We start from the raw sequence: 23,596 nt of genomic DNA on the forward strand, positions 1-23,596 counted from the left end.
AATTGGCTATTTTCGCAACATTCCGAGAGTGTATTTCATCGATCTTTCGGTATTTTGGTTAACTTTATCAACAAACTTACAGTCTGGTTCAAATAATTCTGAAAAAATAATAATATGCCCTTTATAGAAGAAAGCGATCTTTTAGAATTGCACAAAGATATAGACAAGGCGCAGATCATCAACGAACGTCTTCTCGATCAAATCAAGTTCAAGAACAAAGAGTTACGTAAGAATAAACTTCAGCGTAATGCCCTTGCTGGTATTACAGGCCTATTTCTCATCGGTACGCTGATCATATTTTCGTTTTCTGCCGGTAGAAGTGTTTCCAATAATTATGAAAGCCCGAGTAACCTGTTGGTTTCCATTGATAGTTTAGATGCTATAAAATCACGTATCAATAATTTAAAACAGCAGAACGAGGAATTGAGTTTGGTCAAGGAATTCTATTTGGCCAAGGAATTTCTACAAAAAGAGAAAATTTATTCCGTACAAATAAAGTCCTTTGTCGACAACAATATGACCTTGGCCTCCGAAGCGCTCACCAATACGATGTTCGTAAAAACCAATCCCTTTTATTCGTACTCGCTGGGCAATTTTGAAACCTTGAAAGAGGCTCAAAACTTTAGGGAGCAACTGGTAGACCTTGGGTTTCAAGATGCTTTTGTGGCATCGTACAAAGACGGAAAACGGGTTCAGATAGAAGACTCCGAATAGTTGGATTTTTTAAAGAAAATAGGGCCATGGCTCAATGCGGCTAGGTTAAGGACACTTCCGTTATCGGTTTCCGGAGTTTTGGTAGGTACGGGTCTTGCTAATTATTACGGTAAAAGCGATGTATTGATATTTATACTTTCCTTGTTTACGACCATAGGTTTTCAGGTTACGTCAAATTTTGCCAATGATTATGGCGACGGCGTAAGAGGCACCGACAATGATGATCGCATTGGTCCGAAAAGGGCACTACAGAGAGGTATATTAACACGAAAAGTATTGAAAAGAGGTATTTTGATTTCTGTAGTTATCGATGCTCTTCTGGTGATTTCACTGATTTATGCCGCCTTCGGCCCACAGAACCTACTCTTTTCGATTTTGTTTTTGATTTTAGGTGCTGCCAGTATTTGGGCCGCCTTAAAATATACCATTGGGGCATCGGCATACGGTTATAAAGGATTGGGCGATGTTTTCGTCTTACTTTTTTTTGGATGGGTGGCCGTTTTGGGAACCCTATTTCTATATACTAATTTTCTGACCCCTTGGGCATTCTTGCCGGCAACTGCCATCGGATTGCTCAGTGCCGGTGTACTGAATCTTAACAATCTAAGGGATCTCAATTCCGATAAAAAAGCAAAAAAAAATACTTTGGTGGTATTATTGGGTTTTGTAAACGGAAAAATCTATCATTATTTGTTGTTGGTTTCCGCTTTTGTCTGTATCGCCCTATTTCTGTATCTGAATTTCGAAAGCTCGCCAGTAAGCTACTTCCCCTTACTGGCCTTTATTCCTATATTCTTTCATCTAAGAAAGATTTATCTTACAAGTAGCCCCGATGTAATTGACCCTGAATTAAAGAAATTAGCTTTAAGCACCTTTTTTTTGGCAGTGCTTATGTACATCAATTGTAATATTTTTTCGTATTTTTAATTTTTAATATCAACTAAATTTGACCTATTTTGGAACAAGCCATTAAAATTCTTATCGTAGAAGATAATGTAATTATTGCCGATGATATGCAATCGATGCTCGAGGAAATCGGATATGAGATTGTCGATAATGTTATCGTTTACGAACAGGCAGAAGAAGTTTTGAAGAACCAACATGTCGATTTGGTACTGATAGATATTATTTTGGCCTCCGATAAAACAGGTATCGATCTTGGGAAGCACATTCGTGAAAACTACGATATTCCCTTTATTTTCGTAACATCCAACTCCGATAGAGCCACTGTAGAGAATGCAAAATCCGTTAAACCTAACGGCTACTTGGTAAAACCTTTTGAGCAACAGGATTTGTATACTTCCATCGAAATTGCACTTTCCAATTTCACACATTCCGATAAGGCTAAAGCTACTAACGAGGCGGATGAAGATATAGCGATGTCGAACACGGTGCTTAAAGATTCCATATTCGTCAAAAAACAACATCTGTATTATCGTATTCAGTTTGACGATATCCGTTTTATCAAGGCGGATAATGTATATTTAGAAGTAAATACAGTGGATAAGAAATTTTTGGTCCGCTCTCCATTAAAGGATTATTTGGAAAAGCTGCCCAAGAATAAATTTTATCGGGCCCATAAGTCCTATATCGTAAATGTAGACCATATCGATGCTATCAATTCGAGGGATATAATGATAAAAGATACGCTTATTCCGATATCCAAGGATTTCAAGGAGTTTATCATTTCCGCCATGAATTCATAAACTCGTTGCAATAAAAGCGAAGACTATTTTTCAAATAGTGTTCTCGTAAAGGGCCATGTCTTGACGGATAAGGCCTTTTTTAATTAAGGCGTTTATGGTACGTTCCTCTCGATAAACAAACCGTATTCGATACATCGAGGTAGCTTACCTATCTTTACCACGAAAAAACACAGTTTCACAACATAGGCCAATGGAGTTTATTAGCCCCCTATTGGATTTGAAGAACAGCCCAAAATGGTATACCAGTGTTCTGAAATCAAATGTAAATGCCTCTCGAGATCATTCGCCGTTTTGTTAACTATTTGTAAGTTAATAATTTAAAGGGAAAGAGATTGAAACTAATATCAGCTTGATTGGAAAAAGATTTTGACGAGATTTATCAAATTTGTCCGTTAAGGTTCTATTTTTGAGCTATAGATGCCAAACCTAACAATAGGCAGACAACAAAAATTAAGTAAAACTGCCGAATACCGCTACTTTTGGGTTTTTCCCCTGCTTACCGATATGATACAACTAAGAAGCAAGAAAACTTTTTTTATTTGGCTCTTTTTCCTGGGTGCCCTTTTCAGTAGGGCGCAGCAAGAAGTGGAGACGAAAAGGAACACTTTTGTCGAATTCCAAGATTTCGAATCTGCGGACGAACGCTTTAATTTCTTTTTCAATACGCCCAATAGGTATAGCGAAAATTCTACGTACGATTGGCTCGATACGGTAAACCTCTATCTCAACGACGCCATAAAAAATGGTGATACCGAACAGATCAGAAAATACGAGCTGTTACGTGCCCGAATTTATTTTGATCTTGGCGATTACGACAAGAGTCTGGCCATAGCCAAGGACCTCCACACCCATATAAAGGAATTCGATATCTATTTCAAATCCAAATTATTGGATCTGATGGACGATAATTATGGGCAATTGGCCATGTACCCCGAACAGGTAGATGTCAGAAACGAGATTCGTGAACTGGGTATTACCGACAATGTGGTCTTCTATGATATTTATTCCAATTTGGGAATGTATAGAAGGGCTATGGAAGATTATATCGATAAGGTCAAAAGAACTATTGAGGAAAACGACTTTTATGCCCAAGCGAAATACTATAATTCGCTAGGAAATTTTTTAAGGTTAGACGATTCGACGCCTACTGCCCTAACTAATTATAAAAAGGCCAAAAGTTTTATAACGGTTTTCTTGAACGATGCTACCCGCAAAAAAAACGAAAACGAATTGATTCAGGCTAGCTTGTTGAACGGTCTGATCGACGGTAACATCGGCAAATGTCATCTTCAGTTAAAACAATATAAAGACGCCATACCGCATTTGGAAAGTGCCATCTCGATCATCAAGGAATTCGGCAACGGCACCCTTCCCGATGAAATAACCGAAAACAGTCTGGCCATCTCCGAGTGCTACCTGCAATTAGAAGATTATGCCAAAGCTACCGACTACCTTAGCGATGACCTGAAAACGAGATCTACCGAGAACCTGCTTCGTAAAAATCGTCTGTTATCGATTTATTATGAAAAGACTGAAGATTATAAAAATGAGGCTATCTATCTGAGAAGAAACCATCGCATACGCGATTCGATTATCGGTTCCGAATCCCAACTGAGGAAACAACAATTGGCCACGGTCATGCAAAAAGACCTTGAACTTTCGAGAAATTTGGTGGCGAAGCAGAAGCTTGACCTTGAAAAATCATATAAAGATATGAACGAACAAAGGCGTACGAGCCAATTGGTATTAATCTCCTTCTTTTTTACGCTTTTGGGCTTCGCCGGCCTTGTTTATGCCTACCTCAAGAGTATCAAAAGCCAACGCTTGATCGCCGAGCAGAAATACATCATCGAGAACTCGTTGGTCGAAAAAGATTCCCTTTTAAAGGAAATTCACCACCGGGTGAAGAACAATCTACAGATGGTGTCGAGTCTATTAAGCCTGCAGACTAAAAATACGAGGAGCAAGGCCGCCATCGAGGCACTGGAGGAGGGCAAGAGCCGTGTAAAGGCCATGGCACTGATACATCAGAAACTCTATCAGAACGAAGATCTTTCCGTAATCGAGATGCAAAGCTATATCGAGAGCCTGATCAACAGTGTTCAGTCCGTTTACCGAAAGGGCGGCCACAATATCGAGATTACCATCGATGCCGAAGGGGTGGAGCTCGATATCGACCGGGCGATTCCTTTTGGGCTTATCCTTAACGAACTGGTTTCAAACTCCTTCAAATATGCTTTTCCGGAAGATAACGATGCCGATAAAATTTCCATTCAGATTCGTAAGACCGACGATCAGGAGGGCTATTTCGAGTATTCCGATAATGGTATCGGTCTACCTGAAGACAACGATGAACACACCAATGCTTCCATGGGTATTCGCCTGATGAACCGCTTGGCGAACCAGCTTCAAACGACCTTGAATGTCGATAACAATTTTGGTGGGGTTCGCTACTGGTTCAATTTTAAGTTGCCACCCGCTTCGAAACGCCCCTGAACGTCGATAGCAATGTTGATGGGGTTCGCTACGGGTTTAATTTCATGTAATCTTCCGATTCGAAACCACCTTATGTAAAAGTGTGGGAAAAAATCGTTTCAAATACACCCCGAAAACTTCCTTTTGGCCCATATAGACCTCAAGCTTTTTACGTTCGACGGCTTGGATTATCTTTTGCGCGGCGACCGCCACGGGAATTCCGTTCGCGATGGATTCGCTTTGTTCGTTTTTCGGACTGCCATCGCCCTTGAGCGCATTCTTCGCCACATTGGTGCGTACAAAACCGGGACAGACCAAGGTTACGTCAATATTATCTTTGGTATGTTCCATCCGCAGGGCATCGAAAAATCCGTGCAGCGCATGCTTTGCGGCACAATAACCGGAGCGTTGGGGCGAAGAAAACTTGCCCATCAAGCTGCTGATCGTGACGAAATGGCCTTTTTTACGTTTCACAAAATCGGGGAGTACTGCCTTTGAAAGAGCAACAGCGCCGAAAAAATCAACGTCCATAATCCTTTTGTAGACCTCCAGATCGGTATCGATAATCAAAGAACGTTGGCTGATGCCCGCATTGTTGATCAATATATCGATACCCCCAAAAGCGGCTTGTGCGGCGATGGCTTTTTCAGATAGGGTATCGAAATCCGAAACATCCAACGGAACAATCTTTACATTTTCGGGATGGGCACATTGCTTTTGGACCTTTTCGAGCGCATCCTTTTTTCTAGAGGATAAAATCAATTTACAGTCTCGCTCGCTCAGGGCATAGGCCAAAGCCTCACCGATACCCGACGATGCGCCGGTAATCCATATTGTTTTGTTTTCAAGTGTTGCCATTCTTGAAATATACTTAAATTTGGCCATTGCATGAAAGCATCCTATAAAAAATATATCCTCGATTTTAAACGCCCCAGCGGAACTTCGCGTGGGCTGCTCCGCCAGAAGGAAACTTGGTTTTTGGTTTTGGAGGAAAACGGTAAAAAGGGCATTGGCGAATGTGGTCTTTTAAGGGGATTGAGTTTTGATGATGTCGACGGATATGAGGAAAAACTTGCCTGGGCCTGCGCTAATATTGCCTTGGGACGCGATGCGCTTTGGGACGCCTTATCCGATTTTCCGAGCATTCAATTCGGGGTGGAGCAAGCTTTTTTATCCTTAAAATCCCAAAATCCTTTTATACTTTTTACATCCGATTTTTTGGAAAAAGGCCGTCCCATTCCCATAAACGGACTGATCTGGATGGGCGACGAAGAGTTTATGCACGAACAGATCCAACAAAAATTGGCGGAAGGCTTCCGTTGTATCAAAATAAAGATCGGGGCGATTGATTTCGAAACCGAGGTTTCGTTGTTGGCATCCATCCGAAGAAAATATTCCAAAGAAGAGATTGAACTACGGGTCGACGCCAATGGCGCTTTTAATCCAATGAATGCGCTTGATAAGCTCCATATATTGGCGCAATACGATCTGCATTCCATAGAACAGCCCATCCGGCAAGGCAACCCCGAAGCCATGCGCCGTCTTTGCGAGGTCACACCGATTCCGATTGCTTTGGACGAAGAATTGATCGGGGTAAGCAACGTAACGAAAAAGCAAACCCTGCTGCAAACCATCAAACCGCAGTACCTCATTCTTAAGCCAAGTTTTGTTGGGGGCTATCGGGGAAGCCGGGAATGGATCGATCTGGCCGAAAAACAAGCCATCGGATGGTGGATCACCAGTGCCCTTGAAAGTAATGTCGGTTTGAACGCCATTGCCCAATGGACGTACACGTTACATAGTCAAATGCCTCAGGGATTGGGTACGGGAAGTCTGTATACCAATAATTTTGAAAGTCCGCTTGAAATAGAAAGTGGCCAATTGTTTTATAAAAAGGATAAATATTGGGAAACCGATTTAATCGATAAATTATGTATATAGCGCAGGCGTACAAGGGTTTAACTGAGTCATGGAGATATGTTGTGGGTATCTTGGCCGTATTCTTTTGTTGGCAAATTTTGGGCGGTGTTCCGTTAATTGCCGCTTTAGTGCTTAAAGCCGATTCAATATCGGTCTTGGCAAGCGGTGACCTTGGTGCGATGGCCAAGGTATTGGGAACAAATCCGTTTTTATTCTATATGTTGTTGATGTTTGCGATCGGGCTGCTGTCGCTGTTCGTGTTTGTAAAATTTGTGCATAAGCAAAGTATTACACAATTGACGACCTCCAGAAAACGAATTGATTGGGGCAGAATAGCTTGGGCTTTTGGGTTATGGACGGTGATATCTACCCTTTTTATAATTATTGATATCCAACTTTCACCGGAAGATTATGTTTTCAACTTTAAACTGGAACCCTTTTTAGTTCTAGCGGTAATTGCGATAGTGATGATACCCATTCAGACCAGTATGGAAGAATATTATATGCGGGGCTATTTGATGCAAGGTTTGGGTGTAATGGCCAAAAATAGATGGTTACCTTTACTGGTAACCTCGTTGCTTTTCGGACTGGCACATCTTTTCAATCCCGAGGTCGAAAAATTGGGGTATGGTATTTTGGTTTACTATATCGGTACCGGTTTTTTCCTAGGGATACTTACTTTGATGGATGAAGGTCTGGAACTCTCCCTTGGATTTCATGCGGCGAACAACCTCACCGCTGCACTTCTCGTAACTGCCGATTGGACGGCTTTTCAGACCGATTCCCTCTACCTTGATGTTTCGGAGCCCGTTTTCGGATGGGATGTTTTGATACCGGTTTTTGCAATTTATCCCATCCTATTATTTATCTTCTCGCGAAAATATAAATGGAACAACTGGAAAGAACGCTTAACCGGCAAAGTCCCCTCGAAAGAACTTTTTTTAGCAGAACATACCGATGAAACCACTTTACCGGAAAATCCATAGCCATTTTAAGTTGAATGGCATTTCGTTATCGCATGACGAACTCAAGGAAGTCGCCTACAGCTTGATTAAGGAAGGCGAAACTTTCGAGAAAGAAATCGGTGACTTTCTGCTGGATTGGTTAGATGATAGTCCGACTTTGCAAGTGCATTCTTCAGGCTCGACTGGTAAGCCCAAGCCTATTATGCTACAGAAACGGCATATGGTCAACTCCGCCCTGGCCACCGGTGAATTTTTCGGACTGCTTCCGGGCGATACCGCTTTACTTTGCCTGCCCGCGACCTACATTGCGGGTAAGATGATGCTGGTCAGGGCGATGGTAATTGGGCTGGAGCTCGACTATGTAACCCCTTCTTCTAACCCGCTTGACGGCATACCCAACAAAACCTATACTTTTGGTGCGATGGTGCCGCTGCAGCTTGAAAATTCTTTGCATGACCTTGATCGGATTAATATTTTAATTGTCGGGGGGGCACCGTTGTCCCGTAAAGTTCAATCCCAAGTTCAAGATAGAGCTCGCCCGCCGGAACGGCAGGGCCAAAAGGTCCAAATACAGGCGCAAGCACGATCTACGGAACAGGAACTAACGGCCAGAAACTTTTCCACCGCCATTTTTGAAACGTATGGGATGACAGAGACCATTACCCATATCGCATTGAAAAAATTAAATTTCAGGCTGAGCGACCCTACAGGGCAAGGTCGAAGCACAGTCGATGCCCAAGTTCACAACCCCTCTTTCAAGACCTTGCCGAACGTAAGGCTATCGACTGATGAAAGAGGCTGTCTGGTCATAGTTGCGCCAACAATTACCGATGCTCCCGTTGTAACCAACGATGTAGTCGAACTGATTTCCAAAACAGAATTCAACTGGATAGGGCGGTTCGATAATGTCGTCAACTCCGGTGGTGTCAAGCTGTTTCCGGAACAGATCGAGGCTAAGTTGGCCACCGTTATCCCCTATCGTTTTTTTGTGGCTGGAATTCCCGATGAAGCATTGGGACAAAAACTGGTGTTGGTCATGGAAGGGGAAATTGAGGAAAAACAATTGTTTCAGGAAATCAAATTGCTAAAGCCTCTGAATAAATTTGAAGTGCCCAAAGAAATATTTACAGTTTCTGAATTCCAGCAGACCCAAAGTGGAAAAATTAAACGAGGCGAAACTCTGAAAACGATATTCCCATGAAAAAAGCCATCCTTCTTAGCTGTCTTTCAATCGTTGTTTCCCTAAACGCCCAGCGAATTTTACCCGAAGTCGAACGGGCCAGGATAGTCGATGAAATCCTCGCCGATCGTTTTGATACGCTGTTACCTAAATTGATGGATGAAACGGACATCGATATGTGGGTAGTCATCTCCCGGGAATACAACGAAGACCCCGTTTTGCGGACTATGCTGCCCGCTACATGGCTCAATGCACGAAGAAGAACGATTCTTTTGTTTTACAGGAACGCGGAGAACAACACTTTCGAGAAACTGGCGGTGGCTAGGTACAACGTAGGCGATCAGATAAAATCGGCGTGGGACAAGGAGAAGGAGCCGGACCAGTGGAAACGCCTGATGCAGTTGATCGAAGTCCGTAATCCGAAGAAAATCGGATTGAATTTTTCTGAAGATTTCAAGATTGCCGATGGCCTTGACAAAACGGATTATGAGGCTTTTATGGATAGGCTTCCGAAAAAGTTACATAAAAATGTGGTTTCCGCCGAGCCTTTGGCCGTACGATGGATCGAGACCCGTACCGAACGTGAGATGATCATATACAGTCAATTGGTCGATATTACACATGATATCATAGCTGAGGCCTTTTCCGAAAAAGTGATTACCCCGGGCATAACGACTACCAGTGAAGTCGAATGGTGGATGCGACAAAAGGTGACGGATATGGGATTGAACACCTGGTTTCACCCAACGGTCGATGTGCAACGCAGCCATGACGCTGTTGTCGGGCATGGCTATTCGTTTTCCAATCGCCCGGATGATACCGTGATACTGCCGGGAGATCTGGTACATTGTGATTTCGGTATTACCTATTTACGGCTGAATACCGATTGCCAAGAACTGGCCTACGTTTTGAAATCTGGCGAAGAAGAGGCTCCGGAATTTTTAAAGGAAGCATTGAAAGTTGGAAATACGGTGCAGGATTTCCTCACCCAAAACATGAAAAAAGGACGTACCGGAAATGAAATCTTGGCAAATTCATTGCAAGAGGCAAAAGCGGCGGGGTTGCGACCCTCGATTTACACACATCCTTTGGGATTATACGGCCATTCCGCCGGGACAACTATTGGTATGTGGGATTCCCAAGGCGGAGTGATGGCCGCCGATGGGGAAAGCTACCCTTTGAATGAGAATACCGTTTATGCCATTGAGCTGAATACCACCATAACCGTTAACGAATGGAAACGGGATATTCGCATCATGCTCGAAGAAGCGGGATTTTACGGAGCGGAAGGTTTCCGATACGTCAACGGCCGACAAAGGGAACTGCTTTTGATTCCCAGGATAAAATCACATCAGAAAAACTAAAACCCTCAACTTAATCTTTCAATTCCATTTCAGTTGCGAATCCCTTGCACTACTTTTGCCGGATGCAAAAAGAAAATGTAAAACCCAACTTTGAGTTTATCGCGTTAATGGCCTCTTTGATGTCGATCGTTGCCTTGGCCATCGATGCGTTGTTGCCTGCAATTTCAAGTATCGGAATTACCATCAACAGTCTCGATCCAACGGAAAACCAGTTGTTGATTACCATGATTTTTCTGGGATTGGGCGTCGGGCAACTGTTCTTTGGTCCGCTGTCCGACAGTTTTGGTCGAAAACCCATTGTTTACATGGGCTTCGGACTTTTTGCCGTGGCGAGTGCCATTTGCGTATTCGCACCCTCATTGGAAATTATGATTATTGGGCGGATATTGCAGGGTATCGGGCTGTCGGCACCGCGTACTATTGCTATCTCCATCATTCGAGATACCTATAAGGGCGATTACATGGCCAGGATAATGTCGTTCGTTACCGCCTTTTTTATTTTGATCCCAGTGGTCGCCCCGGCTATCGGCAAATGGATTATGGATGCTTATGGATGGGAAGCTATTTTCTATGTACAGCTCTTTTTTGCCTTGGTGGTCGCCATTTGGTTCTGGAAGCGGCAGGTAGAAACCTTGAGGCCACAGTACAAGATTGCCTTTTCCGGAAAGGTTTTTGTAAACGGACTCCGGGAATATTTGAAATATAAGGAAACGGTTGCTTTTACCTTCACCTCGGGATTTATTACGGGAGCATTTTTGGTCTATTTAAGTGCGTCGCAGCACGTTTTTGAAGACCAATACGGACTCGCAGCTTCTTTTCCCTATATTTTTGCGGGATTGGCATCTTCCGTTGGGTTATCCACATTTTTGAACGGCACTTTGGTGATGCGCTTTGGTATGCGAAGGTTGGCCTTGATGGCACAAACCGCATTTTGCGCGATTGCGGTCACCTACGTCATCGTTTTTTACGGCAGTCCGAATCCGAATGTGGTGGTGCTCGTGTTGTTTTTGTTCACCCAGTTTTTCTGTCTCGGCTTTTTATGGGGTAATTTTCGTTCTATCGCGATGGAACCTATCGGGCATATCGCGGGCATTGGGGCGGCGATTAACGGTTTTGTATCCACGATCATGGCCGTTCCTATTGCCAATTATATCGGCAGTTTTGTGCAGGAAACGGTTTGGCCGATGTTCGTCGGCCTGGCCCTTTGTGGATTGATATCGTTGGGCATTATGTTGCTGGTCAGGAGGAGGCGGGTCATAGCTACCGCCTAATGCGCTCCTAAAGCGAGTTTTCCATAATTTCCTCGATTACCTCCGGGTTTAGCAAGGTGCTGGTATCCCCAAGATTTGACGTATCCTTTGAAGCAATTTTTCTTAGGATGCGCCGCATAATTTTGGCACTCCGGGTTTTGGGAAGTCCCGAAACGAATTGGATTTTATCCAACTTGGCAATCGGACCGATATGTTCGGTAATCTGTTGGTTGATTTCCTTTCTCAGGTTGTCACGGTCCCTGCTTTCCCCTATTTCTTTTAAGATGACGAAACCGTAAAGTGCATTACCTTTCACATCATGTGGGAAACCGACAATGGCGCTTTCCGCCACCGCAGGATGTTCGTTGATGGCATCCTCGATGGGAGCGGTGCCTAAATTGTGTCCCGAAACGATAACTACATCATCGACGCGGCCGGTGATACGGTAATAACCTACAGCATCCCTAAGCGCCCCGTCCCCAGAAAAATACATATCCTTATAGGCTGAAAAATAAGTGTCCCGATAGCGATCATGGTTGCCCCAAATGGTACGGGCCATACCCGGCCAAGGAAATTTGATGCAAAGGCGTCCCTCTACCTTGTTGCCCTTGAGCTCTTTGCCATCTTCATCCATAAGTGCAGGTTGTACGCCGATAAAGGGTAGCGTCGCGTAGGTGGGCGTGGTAGGTGTTACATAAGGAATCGGTGTAATCATGATGCCTCCAGTCTCCGTTTGCCACCACGTATCGACGATGGGGCTATTGTGTTTGCCGACATTGGTATTGTACCAGTGCCAGGCCTCTTCATTGATAGGCTCACCAACGGAACCCAAAACTTTTAGGCTCGAGAGATCGTGTTTTTCGACAAATTCAAGACTTTGTTTGGCCAGCGCACGAATGGCGGTCGGGGCGGTGTAGAATTGATTGATTTTGTGCTTCTCAATGACATCCCAAAACCGGCCAAAATCTGGGTACGATGGCACGCCTTCGAACATCACTGTGGTGGCGCCATTGGCCAAGGGGCCGTAGACAATATAGGAATGTCCGGTAATCCAGCCGATATCCGCGGTACACCAGTAAATATCATTTTCACGGTACTGAAATACGTTTTTGAACGTGTAGGCCGTGTAGACCATATAACCGCCAGTGGTATGCACCATACCTTTAGGCTTACCCGTCGAACCTGAGGTATAAAGAATGAATAGCGGATCTTCGGCGTCCATAATCTCGGCGACGCAATCTGAGTAGGCTGCATCTAATAGGGGTTGCAGCCATTTGTCCCTTCCTTCTTTCATTTCAATGTCGCTGTTGATACGATTGACCACTAATACATTCTCGACACTAGGGCAGTCGTTCAAGGCTCTGTCCACGATTCCCTTTAAATCTATGGTTTTTGAACCACGATAAGAACCATCCGAAGTCAATACCATTTTACAATCTGAATCATTGATACGGCTTGCCAACGCATTGGAAGAGAATCCCGCAAACACCACGGAATGGATGGCCCCGATACGCGCGCAGGCCAAAAGTGAAATGGCCAGTTCGGGAATCATGGGCAAATAGATACAGACCCGATCCCCTTTTTTGATACCGTGATCTTTCAGAACGTTCGCCATTCGGCAGACCCGTTCGTGCAATTGGCGATAGGTAATGTGCTCTGCGGCTTCATTTGGATCGTTGGGTTCAAAAAGCAGGGCGGTCTTTTCGCCACGGGTGGTCAGGTGGCGGTCGATGCAGTTCTCCGTAATATTGAGTTTCGCCCCCTCGAACCATTTGATTTCGGGTTTTGAAAAATCCCAATCCAGCACATTGTCCCATTTTTTACGCCATAAGAAATGCTCTTCCGCGATTTCTTCCCAAAAACTTTCGGGGTTTCTGACGGATTTTCGGTACACTTGAAAATATTCTTCTAGGTGTTTAATGTGATAGTTGCTCATGTCTGGAAATAGTTAATGCATTATAAGGCTAATTGTAAAAAGGGATTTATACAGTTTCCTAATTTCAATTATCTCTGGTTATATTTAGTAAAAATTTCTTTAAGGGATAAGAACTCAATTAGTAACAGGGAAGTTACTGAAAAATCTGGTTACTGTCCAATTAAATTCAATGCCCCGTAGCCTCACCTGCCCCACTGGGAATACGGATATCCTCTACAATTTCTTGCACGAGTAAAGGTGGGTCCGGTGTGAATTGCATGACGCCAATGGCCACTGCGAAATTAAAGACCATGGCTACAGATCCAAATCCCTCTGGTGATATTCCGAACCACCAGTCATCAGGAGTACCTCCTCCGAACATGTCGAATTTAAATTTCATCATGTACAGGAGCATGGACACGATACCGACAATCATGCCCGCAATGGCACCCTCTTTGTTCATTCTTTTATAAAAAATGCCCAAGATGATGGCGGGAAAGAACGAGGCCGCCGCCAAACCGAAGGCCAAGGCTACGACAGCCGCTACAAATCCGGGGGGATTAATCCCGAAATATCCGGCGATGATCACCGCTACGGAGGCAGAAATACGGGCCGCCCAAAGTTCGCCCTTCTCCGAAATATCGGGTCGAAAGGTTTTTTTAATCAAATCGTGCGATACCGAGGCGGAGATTACCAAGAGCAAACCGGCCGCCGTAGATAACGCCGCCGCGAGTCCGCCTGCCGCCACAAGGCCGATGACCCAAGCCGGTAGTTGGGCAATCTCGGGATTGGCCAATACCATGATATCATTATCAATCGTTAGTTCGTTGGCTTGGCCGTCCGCCACGTATTGTATTACTCCGTCCCCGTTTTTATCTTCAAAAGTTAACAGGCCTGTAGTTTCCCAGTTCTTAAACCAGACCGGCATATCGGCGTATGCGGTATCGCTCACGGTGTCGATCAGGTTCGTTTTGGCGAAAATGGCCACCGCGGGGGCGGTGGTATATAGAATGGCGATCAACAGCAAGGCCCATCCGGCGGATTTACGGGCATCCTTAACGCGTTTTACGGTAAAGAAACGAACGATGACATGGGGCAGACCCGCTGTACCGACCATCAGGGCCAAGGTAATGGCAAAGACATCGATAACGGATTTTTTTCCTTCGGTATAGGCGGCGAAGCCCAGCTCTGTCGATAATCCATCCAACTTATCCAACAAATAGGTCCCCGAACCATCGATCAAGGTAGATCCCATACCCAGTTGAGGCACGGGATTCCCGGTCATCTGTATGGATATAAAAATGGCCGGTACCATAAAGGCAAATATGAGCACGCAATATTGCGCGACTTGGGTATAGGTGATGCCTTTCATCCCTCCTAAAACCGCATAAAACAGTACAATAATCATCCCTATGACGACCCCGGTATCGATATCCACCTCTAAAAAACGGGAAAAGACCACGCCGACCCCGCGCATCTGTCCCGCTATATACGTAAAGGATACGATCAAGGCGCAGATTACCGCAACGATACGGGCAGTTTTGGAATAGTACCGATCACCGATAAAATCGGGAACCGTAAACTTCCCGAATTTCCGAAGATACGGCGCAAGTAGCAATGCAAGAAGTACATAACCGCCGGTCCATCCCATCAAATACACCGAACCGTCATACCCCGCAAAGGAAATAATACCGGCCATAGAGATAAAGGAGGCGGCGGACATCCAATCCGCGGCGGTGGCCATACCGTTGGCCAAGGGCGATACCCCGCCTCCGGCGATATAAAATTCACTGGTCGACCCGGCCCGCGACCAAATGGCGATACCGATATATAGGGCGAAGGTAATGCCGACGAGCAGATAGCTCCAAGTTTGTACATCCATAAATAATAGTAGTGGTTAGTTGGTTAAAAATCTACTCATCAAAGCCATACTTCTTATCCAACTTGTTCATTAAACGGATATAGACGAATATAAGGATGACAAAAGCATAAATGGAACCCTGCTGTGCGAACCAGAAACCCAGTTTGAAGCCGCCGATACGGATACTATCCAGGGCATCTTTAAAAAGGATGCCCGCACCATAGGAAACGACGAACCAAATGGTCAAAAGAATAAAGAGATATCGGACGTTTTCTTTCCAATAGGCGGAGGCGTGTTTTTGTTTTTCTGACATGGGATTTTATTTTGATTGGAACAAGATAGGGATTTATGATAGACTTGCAATGCCTTGATTTCTTCACTTGCAGGTCAACTCGGTAAAAAAACCACTCCACTAGAGGAATCCCTCTTAGCCCCGGTCACCGAGCTCAAAACGTTGGTTTTCAATTCCGTTCGAAGCACGCCCATCAAGGCAAATACCAGCGCCTCCTTAAATTCGATCAATTTTTTGTCGGGGACGACCACTTGAGTGTCGCTGCCCAATTTTTCTTGCAGGGTCTGTATTAGAAAATCGTTCAAAGCGCCTCCGCCCGTAACCAAAAGAAGGTTGTCGGATTTGCGAGAATTGACCTTCACCTGAGTGGCAACCTGTTCGCAGATATGATGGATTCCGGTACACAAAGGATTTGCCATACTATCATCGGTGCCATCCACCAATGGAACGACCTTTTCCACAAACCATTCATAGCCGGTAGATTTGGGATAGGGAAGGTGATAGTACTCCAAATGGTTCAGCTGGGTCAGCAGTTCTTTATTTGCCCTTCCGCTACTTGCCAATTGCCCGCCTTTATCGTAATCTAGCCCGTTTTTTCGGGTAATATGGTTCAGGATCATATTGGCCAGACCGATGTCGTAGGCGATACGTTGGCCATCTTTGTCGAAAGATACATTGGCAATGCCACCCAGGTTCAGGCAGAAGTCGTATTCACCAAAGAACAAAGTATCGCCGATGGGTACCAGCGGAGCGCCCTGTCCGCCCAGGGCCACATCGTTCGTGCGGAAATCGCAAATGACCTTTTGTCCGCTGGCATTGGCCAAATGCTGTCCCGATCCGATTTGAAAGGTGAGTCCCATTTCGGGGCGGTGGTGCGTGGTATGGCCGTGACTGGAAATACATTCAACGTTCAAGGCGTGTTCCTCGATAAAGCCCTTGGATTGCTCACCCAACCAAGTGCCGTAGGAATTATGGAAACTCAACAGTTCCTCTGCGGGGAGAAAAATGGAATTCCGCAATTTTGATTGTAATTCAGGAGAATAGGAAACGCTCTTGGTTTCCTTGATCTTGAATTTCCAGTCTGTGCCCGACTGCCAGATGTGGCAAAAGGCCAGGTCGAGCCCGTCTAATGAGGTGCCGGACATAAGGCCTAGTATTTGGTATGTTTTCATTTTCTGTTTTTTGTTCTCCTACCTGCCTCGCCGGTAGGCCTGTTTTCAAAAGAGGAGGAGAGCTTTCACAATTCACGCTCTTATCTTGACCGACAATTTTCCTTTCGCCTCCAAGTTGCCCATAAAATGTTCCGCAGCAATTTCCTGAAACACCTCAAAATTTTGATAGGCGATTACCACGGCCTTTGTTTTTTCGTAATTGATATGGTTCAGCACATAGGGATTTCCAAATAGATAAAGCACAACGTTTTTAGTCTGAATAAGTTCGTTGATAAAGATAAGTTCCTCCTTAGCGAATCCGAATTTATGAGTGGGTTTTACCTGCGGTGGAAATAGCGCCAAAAGAATGTTTGCCCTTTCCTTTAGCACTCCATCAAACGATGAAATCGATTTAAACGCTATATTAGGGTTGATATTTTTAAAAAATTGATTATCCATTTTTTCTGGAAAACAAGCCCCTAAAAAATCAGTTTCCCTAAAATCTGAAATGAGCTTTGCCGAACCTTTGTATAGCGTCAGGCTTTCCACAGCAATTTTCCGATTTAATGTATTGGGACTTATTAAGTTTGAATTCGAGGTCAAACTTGAACTTGAACTCGAACTTGGTCTAGAACTCGAACTCGAACTCGAACTCGACACTTGGGTGTGCACTTTTAGCTTCCAGACCCGTTCAAAACTTTCCTCGATCTGTTCTTGGGAGGCATTTTTCAGGATGGTTTCGATGCCTTCCGCGATATGTTCGGCGAAACAAAGCACATCGTTGCCGGCATCGAAGGCCAACCACTCCAGTTCGCCTTTCAGGGGATGATTTTTAGCTACGGCGTGCATGTTGAGCGCATCGGAAATGACCACGCCTTTGTATCCCATATGCTCCCTCAGTATTCCTTTGATGATTTTTTTGGATAGACTTGAAGATTGGATTTTGCCACCTGACAGTGCCCGAACGGAAAGGTGCCCCACCATGACGGAATCCACGCCTTCATCGATCAACTTTTGAAAGGGATACAGTTCGTTTTCGAAGAGTTCCTCTTTCGATTTGTCGATAAGCGGAAGGGTTAAGTGCGAATCCGTCGCCGTATCGCCGTGGCCTGGAAAATGTTTGATGCTGGTCAGGATACCCGCGCTTTGCGTGCCTTTGATAAAGGCCAAAGCCTTTTCGGTCACCTTGTTTTTGTCGGCCCCAAAAGAGCGATAGCCGATGACGGGATTGTCGGGATTGTTGTTGATGTCGACACAGGGAGACAGATTCCAATGTATGCCTGCTGCCCGGCAATCTTTAGCGATATTCTCCGCGACTTTATAAATTAAATCGGATTGGTCATCCGCCAAGGCTCCCAAGGTAATGGCATAGGGATATTGCGGCGTGTTTTCAATACGCATGGCCAAGCCCCATTCAGCATCGATGGCAATCAGCAGCGGATATTTGGCCGCCTTTTGATAGCGCTTGATTAGGCTTTTCAGCGTCTCATAACTGTTCTCATTATGAACTACGGCTTTGACCCCTTCGAAATTGGTCGCCGCACTGGCGCGGCTATGAAAAAAACAGAGGCTCCCAACATCCTGGTTAGAGATCAGTTTTTCCAACTTCTGTATTTCTTCCTCCGTATCATTGATGAAAGCGGAAGGCATAAATAACTGTCCGACTTTCTCCCTGAGAGTGAGCTGTTTATTTGATTGTGTACAAGAAATTATGTTACGCATCCGCATCGTTGGTTTTCTTCCCGAAATCCGCGGGATATTCGATAAATTTTAATAAGAAAACGGCGGGTAGGGCGGCGATGACCACCCAAACGAAAAATCCGCCATACCCTAGCCATTGTTGCATATAACCGGATATCATTCCCGGAAGCATCATGCCCAGTGCCATAAAACCGGTGGCGATAGCGTAGTGGGAGGTCTTTGATTTTCCCTCGGCCACATAGATGAGGTACATTAAAAAGGCGGCAAAGCCGAAGCCATAGCCGAATTTTTCGAAAATAACGGTAGCGGTGACGGCGTAAACATTTGTGGTACCGGTCATCGCCAGAACGGCATAAAGAATGTTGGGTATATTCAGCGAAAGTACCATCGGAAACATCCATTTTTTCAGGCCGTCCCTTGAAATCAGGATACCGCCAAGTATCCCTCCGAGCGAAAGAAAGATGACCCCCACTGCGCCAAAAATCGTTCCCAGTTGTTCGGTGGAGTAGCCCAAGCCTCCTTTTTCGGGAGCATCCAACAAAAAAGGCGCTGCCATTTTCACCAATTGCGATTCGCCCAATCGAAAAGTCAAGATGAATGCCAAGGCGATGCCAATATTCTTTTTTTGGAAGAAGGATGCGAAAACGGCAAGAAACCCTTTAGGTTTGGCCTGGGTGATAGCGGTAGAGGATTCGAATTTAGGAGTCGTAAAAAAGTTGGCTACGGTCAAGGCCAGCATCAAAAATGCGGCCGCAGTCATGGTGATGCTCCAGGCTTTGGTATTATCGCCGTACTCGTTTTCCAGAAACCCCGCAATAACTACGATAAGACCTTCGCCCGTAACCATGGCTAGACGGTAAAAGGTGCTTCGCATACCGACGAAAAAGGACTGCTTTTGTTCCGTAAGTCCGATCATATAGTAACCATCCGAGGCGATATCGTTGGTCGCGGAGGCGAAGGCGGCCATCCAAAAGCAGGCTAGGGTAGTGGTAAAGAACATACTGGTCGGTAGGGTCAATCCTACACCCAATAGGGCAATCGCTATCAACAACTGCATCCCTAAAAACCACTTCCGTTTGGTGCTTTTGAGGTCAACGAAAGGGCTCCATAAGGGTTTCAAAACCCAGGGAAGATAGAGCAAGCTGGTGTACAGCCCGATATCTTCGTTGCTGACACCCAGTTTTTTATACATGATTACCGATACGGTCACCACCAGTACATAGGGCAGCCCCTGCGTGAAGTAGAGGACGGGCACCCAGGCCCAGGCCCATTTGTCTTTTTTGATCAAATTGTTAGTTTTTGTTCAATTTTATCTTAAATCTACAACGATTGGTTCGGATTCACGACCAAATCGATCAATTAAAATTACCGCAATCTGTTTTCGTTTTCCAAGGATTCTCTTGGGAAGAATTATCGAGCTGCTATCGACTATTGGGAATTTTACCAGCAGCTTTTTAATCGGATAACGGGATTGTAATTTCTTTACTGATGGATAAATCGTAATAAATTGAAAGGGTTTTAAATCCCTAAAATTAATGACGATAGCGTCGTTGGTCTTTTGTGTAGATTTAATTTCAAGATGGGCCGTTGCTCGACCGGACATCCACGGAGATGTTGGGGGAAGGGCTTCTCGCTTATAGTATTTTCGGCGCAGGTGTTTGACTACATCCGCTTTACTTTCCATCAGGCTTTTGGCACTGAAAAAAGCATTGCCCTGAACCCCTTTCGTATCTCTGGCGAATCGCAACTGTTTGGGCAGTTCGTTCTTTTTGTCCCATGCCTTGTCGTTATTATTGCGAATTTTATAGGGTCCGTTACCTATGTAGAGATTACTGTTTGTGGTGTTTTCGGCCCACCAGTGCACAATCTTACGGTGGGATGCAACCGGTAGGTCCATGCTCCAGTACACTTGCGGCACCAAATAGTCAAGCCATCCTCTTTTCATCCAAAGCAGGGGGTCGGCGTAGAGGTTTTCATAGGTGGTCTGTCCCGCTTGTGTATCCGAACCTCTCGGATCTGTGGATTTATTTTTCCAAACGCCAAAGGGACTGATACCGAACTGCACCCAAGGCTTTCGGGCCTTTATGATTTCATAGCTGTACTTGACCAAAAGATTGATATTGCTACGCCGCCAATCCCCCATCGATTGATTTTCGGATGCATATTTATCAAAACTCAGCGAATCGCCAAAAACCTCACCGGTAATGGTGTAGGGATAAAAATAATCGTCGAAATGAACGGCGTCGATATCAAAATTGGAGACCAGCTCGTCGATAACCGAGACCATGCGTTCACGCACGTCCGGCAGGCCGGGGTCATAATAGTATTTTTTTCCATATTTCAGCATCCATTCCGGATGCCGGTGGTAATCATGCTCCGGACTCAAAATTTCCGTATTCAGATCAAAAGTCGCTCGATAGGGATTCAACCAAGCGTGGAACTCCATGCCCCTTGCATGCGTTTCCGCTATCATCCATCCCAAAATACTTTCATCCGTTTGGGGAGCTTTACCTTCTTCCCCTGTTAAAAATCGTGACCATGGGGCATATTTGGAGGCATAGAAAGCGTCTCCCGCCGTGCGCACTTGAACGATGGCCGCATTGAAGTTGAGACTATCGTAAAAATCGAGGATTTTCAGGTAATCCGCTTTCTGCTTTTCGACGGGGTCGGAACCACTTTTGGGCCAGTCGATATTTACCACTGTGGCGACCCAAAACCCACGAAATTCCCGTTCTGGTTGCGCGATGGGGTTGAAAATCGCACAAGAATTCAACACCAACACTAAGAGTAGCAAGAGAGGAGTATACTTGACCATATAGCAAATATAAAGGTCTATTTGAATCCAAAAATAGACCTTTAGATATAGACAACGTGCCTAAAGAGGCATAGAACTAGTTCCAAAAACGGTTCTTTTTTCGCTTCTGATTCCGAAATTCCTCTCGGAATTTCAGTGGTTTCATTAAAACTTATACCTAACAAAGGCCTCCATCGCCGCATAATCGGCCAGGCCAAGGGCATGGTAGCGCTCGGCGGTCTCTTTGTTACGCTCTTCGGCACGCATCCAGAATTCCCGCGAATCGTCGCCTTGGAACATGACCCCGTCTTTTTGGGATTGGTGCGCGAAAATGGCGTTCCGCTTTCGCAATACCTGACCGGGACTCATAGGCACGGCCATTTCGATCTCGTTGATATCCCATTCATGCCATGCGCCGCGGTACAACCAGACCCAGCAGTCTTTCATGAAAGGTTCCGATTTTAAGCGTTCGATGGCCGCAAATATGGCATCTAGACATACCTTATGGGTACCATGGGGATCGGCCAGATCACCGGCGGCATAAATTTGGTGCGGCTTTATCTCTTTAATGATGTCGATGATAATCTTGATATCGGCTTCCGAAAGAGGATCCTTTTTGACGCGTCCCGTTTCGTAAAAGGGAAGGTCCAGAAAATGGACATTGGCATCGTCAAGACCGAGATATCGGACGGCGGCCAGAGATTCCCCTCTCCGAATATCCCCTTTCAATCGCAACACCTGTTTCGAGTCGTAACTACTTTCTTTTTTGGCTTTGATGTAATCGATAATTTCTTGGGCCTCTGTCGATTTGTAAATTCGCTTTGAGATCTCGGCAAATTTCAAGGCCTCTTTGTCGGATACGGCGATATTGCCAGAGGTCTGAAAGGCGACATGTACCTCATGGCCCTGATCGATTAATCTATCGAACGTACCGCCCATGGAAATGACATCGTCATCGGGGTGCGGACTGAATATAATCACCCTTTTTTTCGTAGGTTCTGCGCGTTCGGGCCTATTGGTATCATCGGCATTGGGTTTGCCGCCGGGCCAGCCGCTAATGGTATGCTGTAGCTTATTGAACATTTTGATATTGAGGTCGTAGGAATCCTGTAACGCCAATAGGCCAGACATGCCGTTATCGTTATAATCTTTGTCCGTTAAGCTTAAAATGGATTTGCCGGTCAGGGTGCAGAGCCAGACTACGGCCTTTCCGGTGAGTTCTTCCGTCCATTCCAACGATTCATCGACCAACCAAGGCGTTTTGTTTCGGGTAAGCAGGTTACCCGCCCCGGTATCAAGAACGAACGTACAGTTTTTGTGCTCCTGAAGATAGGTTGCCGGAACTGCGGATGAAATTTCGCCTTCTATCGTCTCCTGAATAATTTCTGCCTTGTTCTGCCCCCAAGCGAGCAAGACGATGCGTTTGGCATTGCGTACCGTAGCGATTCCCATGGTAATGGCCTTTCGCGGAACATTGTCAATACCGAAAAAAGCAGGACCGGCATCTACGCGAGTGATATAATCTAATGTAATTACCCGCGTACCGGAGTTGTAATGGGATCCCGGTTCGTTAAAACCGACATGTCCCGTACGACCAATACCCAATAGTTGGAAATCGAGTCCCCCATGCTTTTTGATTTCTTCTTCATAGGATAGGCAATAGTCGATTACGGCATCGCCTTCAACCGTTCCATCAGGTATATTGATATTTTCTTTTGGAATATCGATATGGTCGAACAAATTTTCGTGCATAAAATACCAGTAGCTCTGGCGGTTTTCCTTTTCCATGGGAAGGTACTCGTCGAGGTTGAAAGTGACAACGTTCGAAAAGCTGAGTCCCTCTTCCTTATGCATCCGTACCAGCTCTTCATAAACCCGTAGGGGGGAAGAACCCGTGGCCAGACCCAACACGCATTGTTTGTCAGCCGCCTGTTTTTTGCGGATAAGGGCCGCAATTTCTTCCGCAACCTTTATCGAAGCCTCGTTAGAATCGGAGAAAATTACATTATGGATTTTCTCAAAACGGGTCTCCTCGAATTGGCCGACCGGTTTGTAGCCGATATCTATATTTTTCTTTTGTAAAACTGTTTTCATATTTTTCTGTGTTTTTGGACGGAACTGCAAATGTAGCTAATAAATGAATGTATTGCAGTTTTATGCTTCTTATTTTGCGTCTTTTTGCTAGTTTTTAGATTTTCAAGATTTAAAACTGTAAAAAACGGCATATTGTTTTAATTCTTATCTTTGAACGAGAATTAAAGTTACAAACTGATTTTTGTTCGTTGGATAGGATTGTATAAAAAAATTC

At 45.0% G+C, this 23,596-nt stretch carries 18 protein-coding genes; 9 read left to right on the forward strand and 9 right to left on the reverse strand.

Features of this window, described 5'->3' with window-relative positions; translation table 11 throughout:
- The first annotated feature begins 114 nt into the window (after positions 1-114).
- From BLT07_RS14365 to BLT07_RS14380, 4 genes are all read left to right on the forward strand, one after another.
- Positions 115-714: an SPOR domain-containing protein gene (locus BLT07_RS14365; RefSeq protein WP_091870207.1), complete on the forward strand. Its 600-nt coding sequence runs from the start codon at positions 115-117 to the stop codon at positions 712-714.
- Positions 715-1,641 carry a 1,4-dihydroxy-2-naphthoate octaprenyltransferase gene (gene menA / locus BLT07_RS14370; protein ID WP_175455336.1) on the forward strand — a complete coding sequence of 309 codons (927 nt, stop codon included), beginning with the start codon at positions 715-717 and terminating at the stop codon, positions 1,639-1,641. It begins immediately after the preceding gene.
- Positions 1,642-1,670: 29 nt separating this feature from the next.
- The gene (locus BLT07_RS14375) at positions 1,671-2,420 is read left to right on the forward strand and encodes a LytR/AlgR family response regulator transcription factor (protein ID WP_091870210.1); all 750 of its coding nucleotides are present in this window, start codon (positions 1,671-1,673) and stop codon (positions 2,418-2,420) included.
- Between the two features lie 417 nt (positions 2,421-2,837).
- Positions 2,838-4,916, forward strand: coding sequence for a sensor histidine kinase (locus BLT07_RS14380; protein WP_245726563.1), 2,079 nt, complete (start codon positions 2,838-2,840; stop codon positions 4,914-4,916).
- A 42-nt stretch (positions 4,917-4,958) separates the two neighbouring features.
- On the opposite strand, the gene BLT07_RS14385 is transcribed toward BLT07_RS14380, so the two are convergent.
- A complete protein-coding gene (locus tag BLT07_RS14385; RefSeq protein WP_091870215.1) occupies positions 4,959-5,753 on the reverse strand; it encodes an SDR family oxidoreductase in 795 nt (264 codons plus the stop codon).
- A gap of 30 nt (positions 5,754-5,783) precedes the next feature.
- Here BLT07_RS14385 and BLT07_RS14390 point away from each other — a divergent pair, with 30 nt between their 5' ends.
- From BLT07_RS14390 to BLT07_RS14410, 5 genes are all read left to right on the forward strand, one after another.
- Entirely contained in the window at positions 5,784-6,836 is a 1,053-nt protein-coding gene (locus tag BLT07_RS14390; protein WP_091870218.1) for an o-succinylbenzoate synthase, read from the forward strand.
- A complete protein-coding gene (locus BLT07_RS14395; RefSeq protein ID WP_091870223.1) occupies positions 6,827-7,801 on the forward strand; it encodes a CPBP family intramembrane glutamic endopeptidase in 975 nt (324 codons plus the stop codon). The genes BLT07_RS14390 and BLT07_RS14395 overlap by 10 nt, the downstream gene beginning before the upstream one ends.
- Positions 7,773-8,981: an AMP-binding protein gene (locus tag BLT07_RS14400; protein WP_091870228.1), complete on the forward strand. Its 1,209-nt coding sequence runs from the start codon at positions 7,773-7,775 to the stop codon at positions 8,979-8,981. Before BLT07_RS14395 ends, BLT07_RS14400 begins: the two co-directional genes overlap by 29 nt.
- A complete protein-coding gene (locus BLT07_RS14405) occupies positions 8,978-10,324 on the forward strand; it encodes a M24 family metallopeptidase (RefSeq protein WP_091870233.1) in 1,347 nt (448 codons plus the stop codon). The genes BLT07_RS14400 and BLT07_RS14405 overlap by 4 nt, the downstream gene beginning before the upstream one ends.
- A 62-nt stretch (positions 10,325-10,386) precedes the next feature.
- The gene (locus BLT07_RS14410) at positions 10,387-11,595 is read left to right on the forward strand and encodes a multidrug effflux MFS transporter (protein WP_091870237.1); all 1,209 of its coding nucleotides are present in this window, start codon (positions 10,387-10,389) and stop codon (positions 11,593-11,595) included.
- Positions 11,596-11,602: 7 nt separating this feature from the next.
- Here the strand turns inward: BLT07_RS14410 and acs are convergent, their stop codons facing one another.
- The 8 genes from acs to nagB all read right to left on the reverse strand — a co-directional run bounded on the left by acs (position 11,603) and on the right by nagB (position 23,382).
- Positions 11,603-13,510: an acetate--CoA ligase gene (gene acs / locus BLT07_RS14415; RefSeq protein WP_091870242.1), complete on the reverse strand. Its 1,908-nt coding sequence runs from the start codon at positions 13,508-13,510 to the stop codon at positions 11,603-11,605.
- Between the two features lie 166 nt (positions 13,511-13,676).
- Positions 13,677-15,371 carry a sodium:solute symporter family protein gene (locus tag BLT07_RS14420; RefSeq protein WP_091870246.1) on the reverse strand — a complete coding sequence of 565 codons (1,695 nt, stop codon included), beginning with the start codon at positions 15,369-15,371 and terminating at the stop codon, positions 13,677-13,679.
- Positions 15,372-15,402: 31 nt separating this feature from the next.
- Entirely contained in the window at positions 15,403-15,663 is a 261-nt protein-coding gene (locus tag BLT07_RS14425) for a DUF4212 domain-containing protein (protein ID WP_091870251.1), read from the reverse strand.
- A 74-nt stretch (positions 15,664-15,737) separates the two neighbouring features.
- Complete coding sequence (locus BLT07_RS14430) at positions 15,738-16,814, reverse strand: anhydro-N-acetylmuramic acid kinase (protein ID WP_091870255.1); 1,077 nt, start codon at positions 16,812-16,814, stop codon at positions 15,738-15,740.
- A gap of 72 nt (positions 16,815-16,886) precedes the next feature.
- Complete coding sequence (locus BLT07_RS14435; protein WP_317040768.1) at positions 16,887-18,521, reverse strand: glycoside hydrolase family 3 protein; 1,635 nt, start codon at positions 18,519-18,521, stop codon at positions 16,887-16,889.
- Entirely contained in the window at positions 18,508-19,782 is a 1,275-nt protein-coding gene (locus BLT07_RS14440; protein WP_091870263.1) for an MFS transporter, read from the reverse strand. Before BLT07_RS14440 ends, BLT07_RS14435 begins: the two co-directional genes overlap by 14 nt.
- A gap of 21 nt (positions 19,783-19,803) precedes the next feature.
- Positions 19,804-21,309, reverse strand: coding sequence for a glycoside hydrolase family 10-like protein (locus tag BLT07_RS14445; protein WP_091870267.1), 1,506 nt, complete (start codon positions 21,307-21,309; stop codon positions 19,804-19,806).
- Positions 21,310-21,453: 144 nt separating this feature from the next.
- Positions 21,454-23,382, reverse strand: coding sequence for a glucosamine-6-phosphate deaminase (gene nagB, locus BLT07_RS14450; RefSeq protein WP_091870271.1), 1,929 nt, complete (start codon positions 23,380-23,382; stop codon positions 21,454-21,456).
- Positions 23,383-23,596 lie beyond the last annotated feature (214 nt).

The organism is Pricia antarctica, assembly GCF_900101815.1.
GTDB classification, from domain to species: domain Bacteria; phylum Bacteroidota; class Bacteroidia; order Flavobacteriales; family Flavobacteriaceae; genus Pricia; species Pricia antarctica.

What these genes read in the sequence shown, in the direction of transcription:
- BLT07_RS14425 (WP_091870251.1), bottom strand. Translation starts at nt 15,663, where the DNA reads ATGTCAGAAAAACAAAAACACGCCTCCGCCTATTGGAAAGAAAACGTC.
- BLT07_RS14435 (WP_317040768.1), bottom strand. Translation starts at nt 18,521, where the DNA reads ATGCGGATGCGTAACATAATTTCTTGTACACAATCAAATAAACAGCTC.
- BLT07_RS14390 (WP_091870218.1), top strand. Translation starts at nt 5,784, where the DNA reads ATGAAAGCATCCTATAAAAAATATATCCTCGATTTTAAACGCCCCAGC.
- BLT07_RS14365 (WP_091870207.1), top strand. Translation starts at nt 115, where the DNA reads ATGCCCTTTATAGAAGAAAGCGATCTTTTAGAATTGCACAAAGATATA.
- BLT07_RS14405 (WP_091870233.1), top strand. Translation starts at nt 8,978, where the DNA reads ATGAAAAAAGCCATCCTTCTTAGCTGTCTTTCAATCGTTGTTTCCCTA.
- BLT07_RS14420 (WP_091870246.1), bottom strand. Translation starts at nt 15,371, where the DNA reads ATGGATGTACAAACTTGGAGCTATCTGCTCGTCGGCATTACCTTCGCC.
- acs (WP_091870242.1), bottom strand. Translation starts at nt 13,510, where the DNA reads ATGAGCAACTATCACATTAAACACCTAGAAGAATATTTTCAAGTGTAC.
- BLT07_RS14430 (WP_091870255.1), bottom strand. Translation starts at nt 16,814, where the DNA reads ATGAAAACATACCAAATACTAGGCCTTATGTCCGGCACCTCATTAGAC.
- BLT07_RS14395 (WP_091870223.1), top strand. Translation starts at nt 6,827, where the DNA reads ATGTATATAGCGCAGGCGTACAAGGGTTTAACTGAGTCATGGAGATAT.
- BLT07_RS14385 (WP_091870215.1), bottom strand. Translation starts at nt 5,753, where the DNA reads ATGGCAACACTTGAAAACAAAACAATATGGATTACCGGCGCATCGTCG.
- BLT07_RS14410 (WP_091870237.1), top strand. Translation starts at nt 10,387, where the DNA reads ATGCAAAAAGAAAATGTAAAACCCAACTTTGAGTTTATCGCGTTAATG.
- nagB (WP_091870271.1), bottom strand. Translation starts at nt 23,382, where the DNA reads ATGAAAACAGTTTTACAAAAGAAAAATATAGATATCGGCTACAAACCG.
- BLT07_RS14380 (WP_245726563.1), top strand. Translation starts at nt 2,838, where the DNA reads ATGCCAAACCTAACAATAGGCAGACAACAAAAATTAAGTAAAACTGCC.
- BLT07_RS14445 (WP_091870267.1), bottom strand. Translation starts at nt 21,309, where the DNA reads ATGGTCAAGTATACTCCTCTCTTGCTACTCTTAGTGTTGGTGTTGAAT.
- BLT07_RS14400 (WP_091870228.1), top strand. Translation starts at nt 7,773, where the DNA reads ATGAAACCACTTTACCGGAAAATCCATAGCCATTTTAAGTTGAATGGC.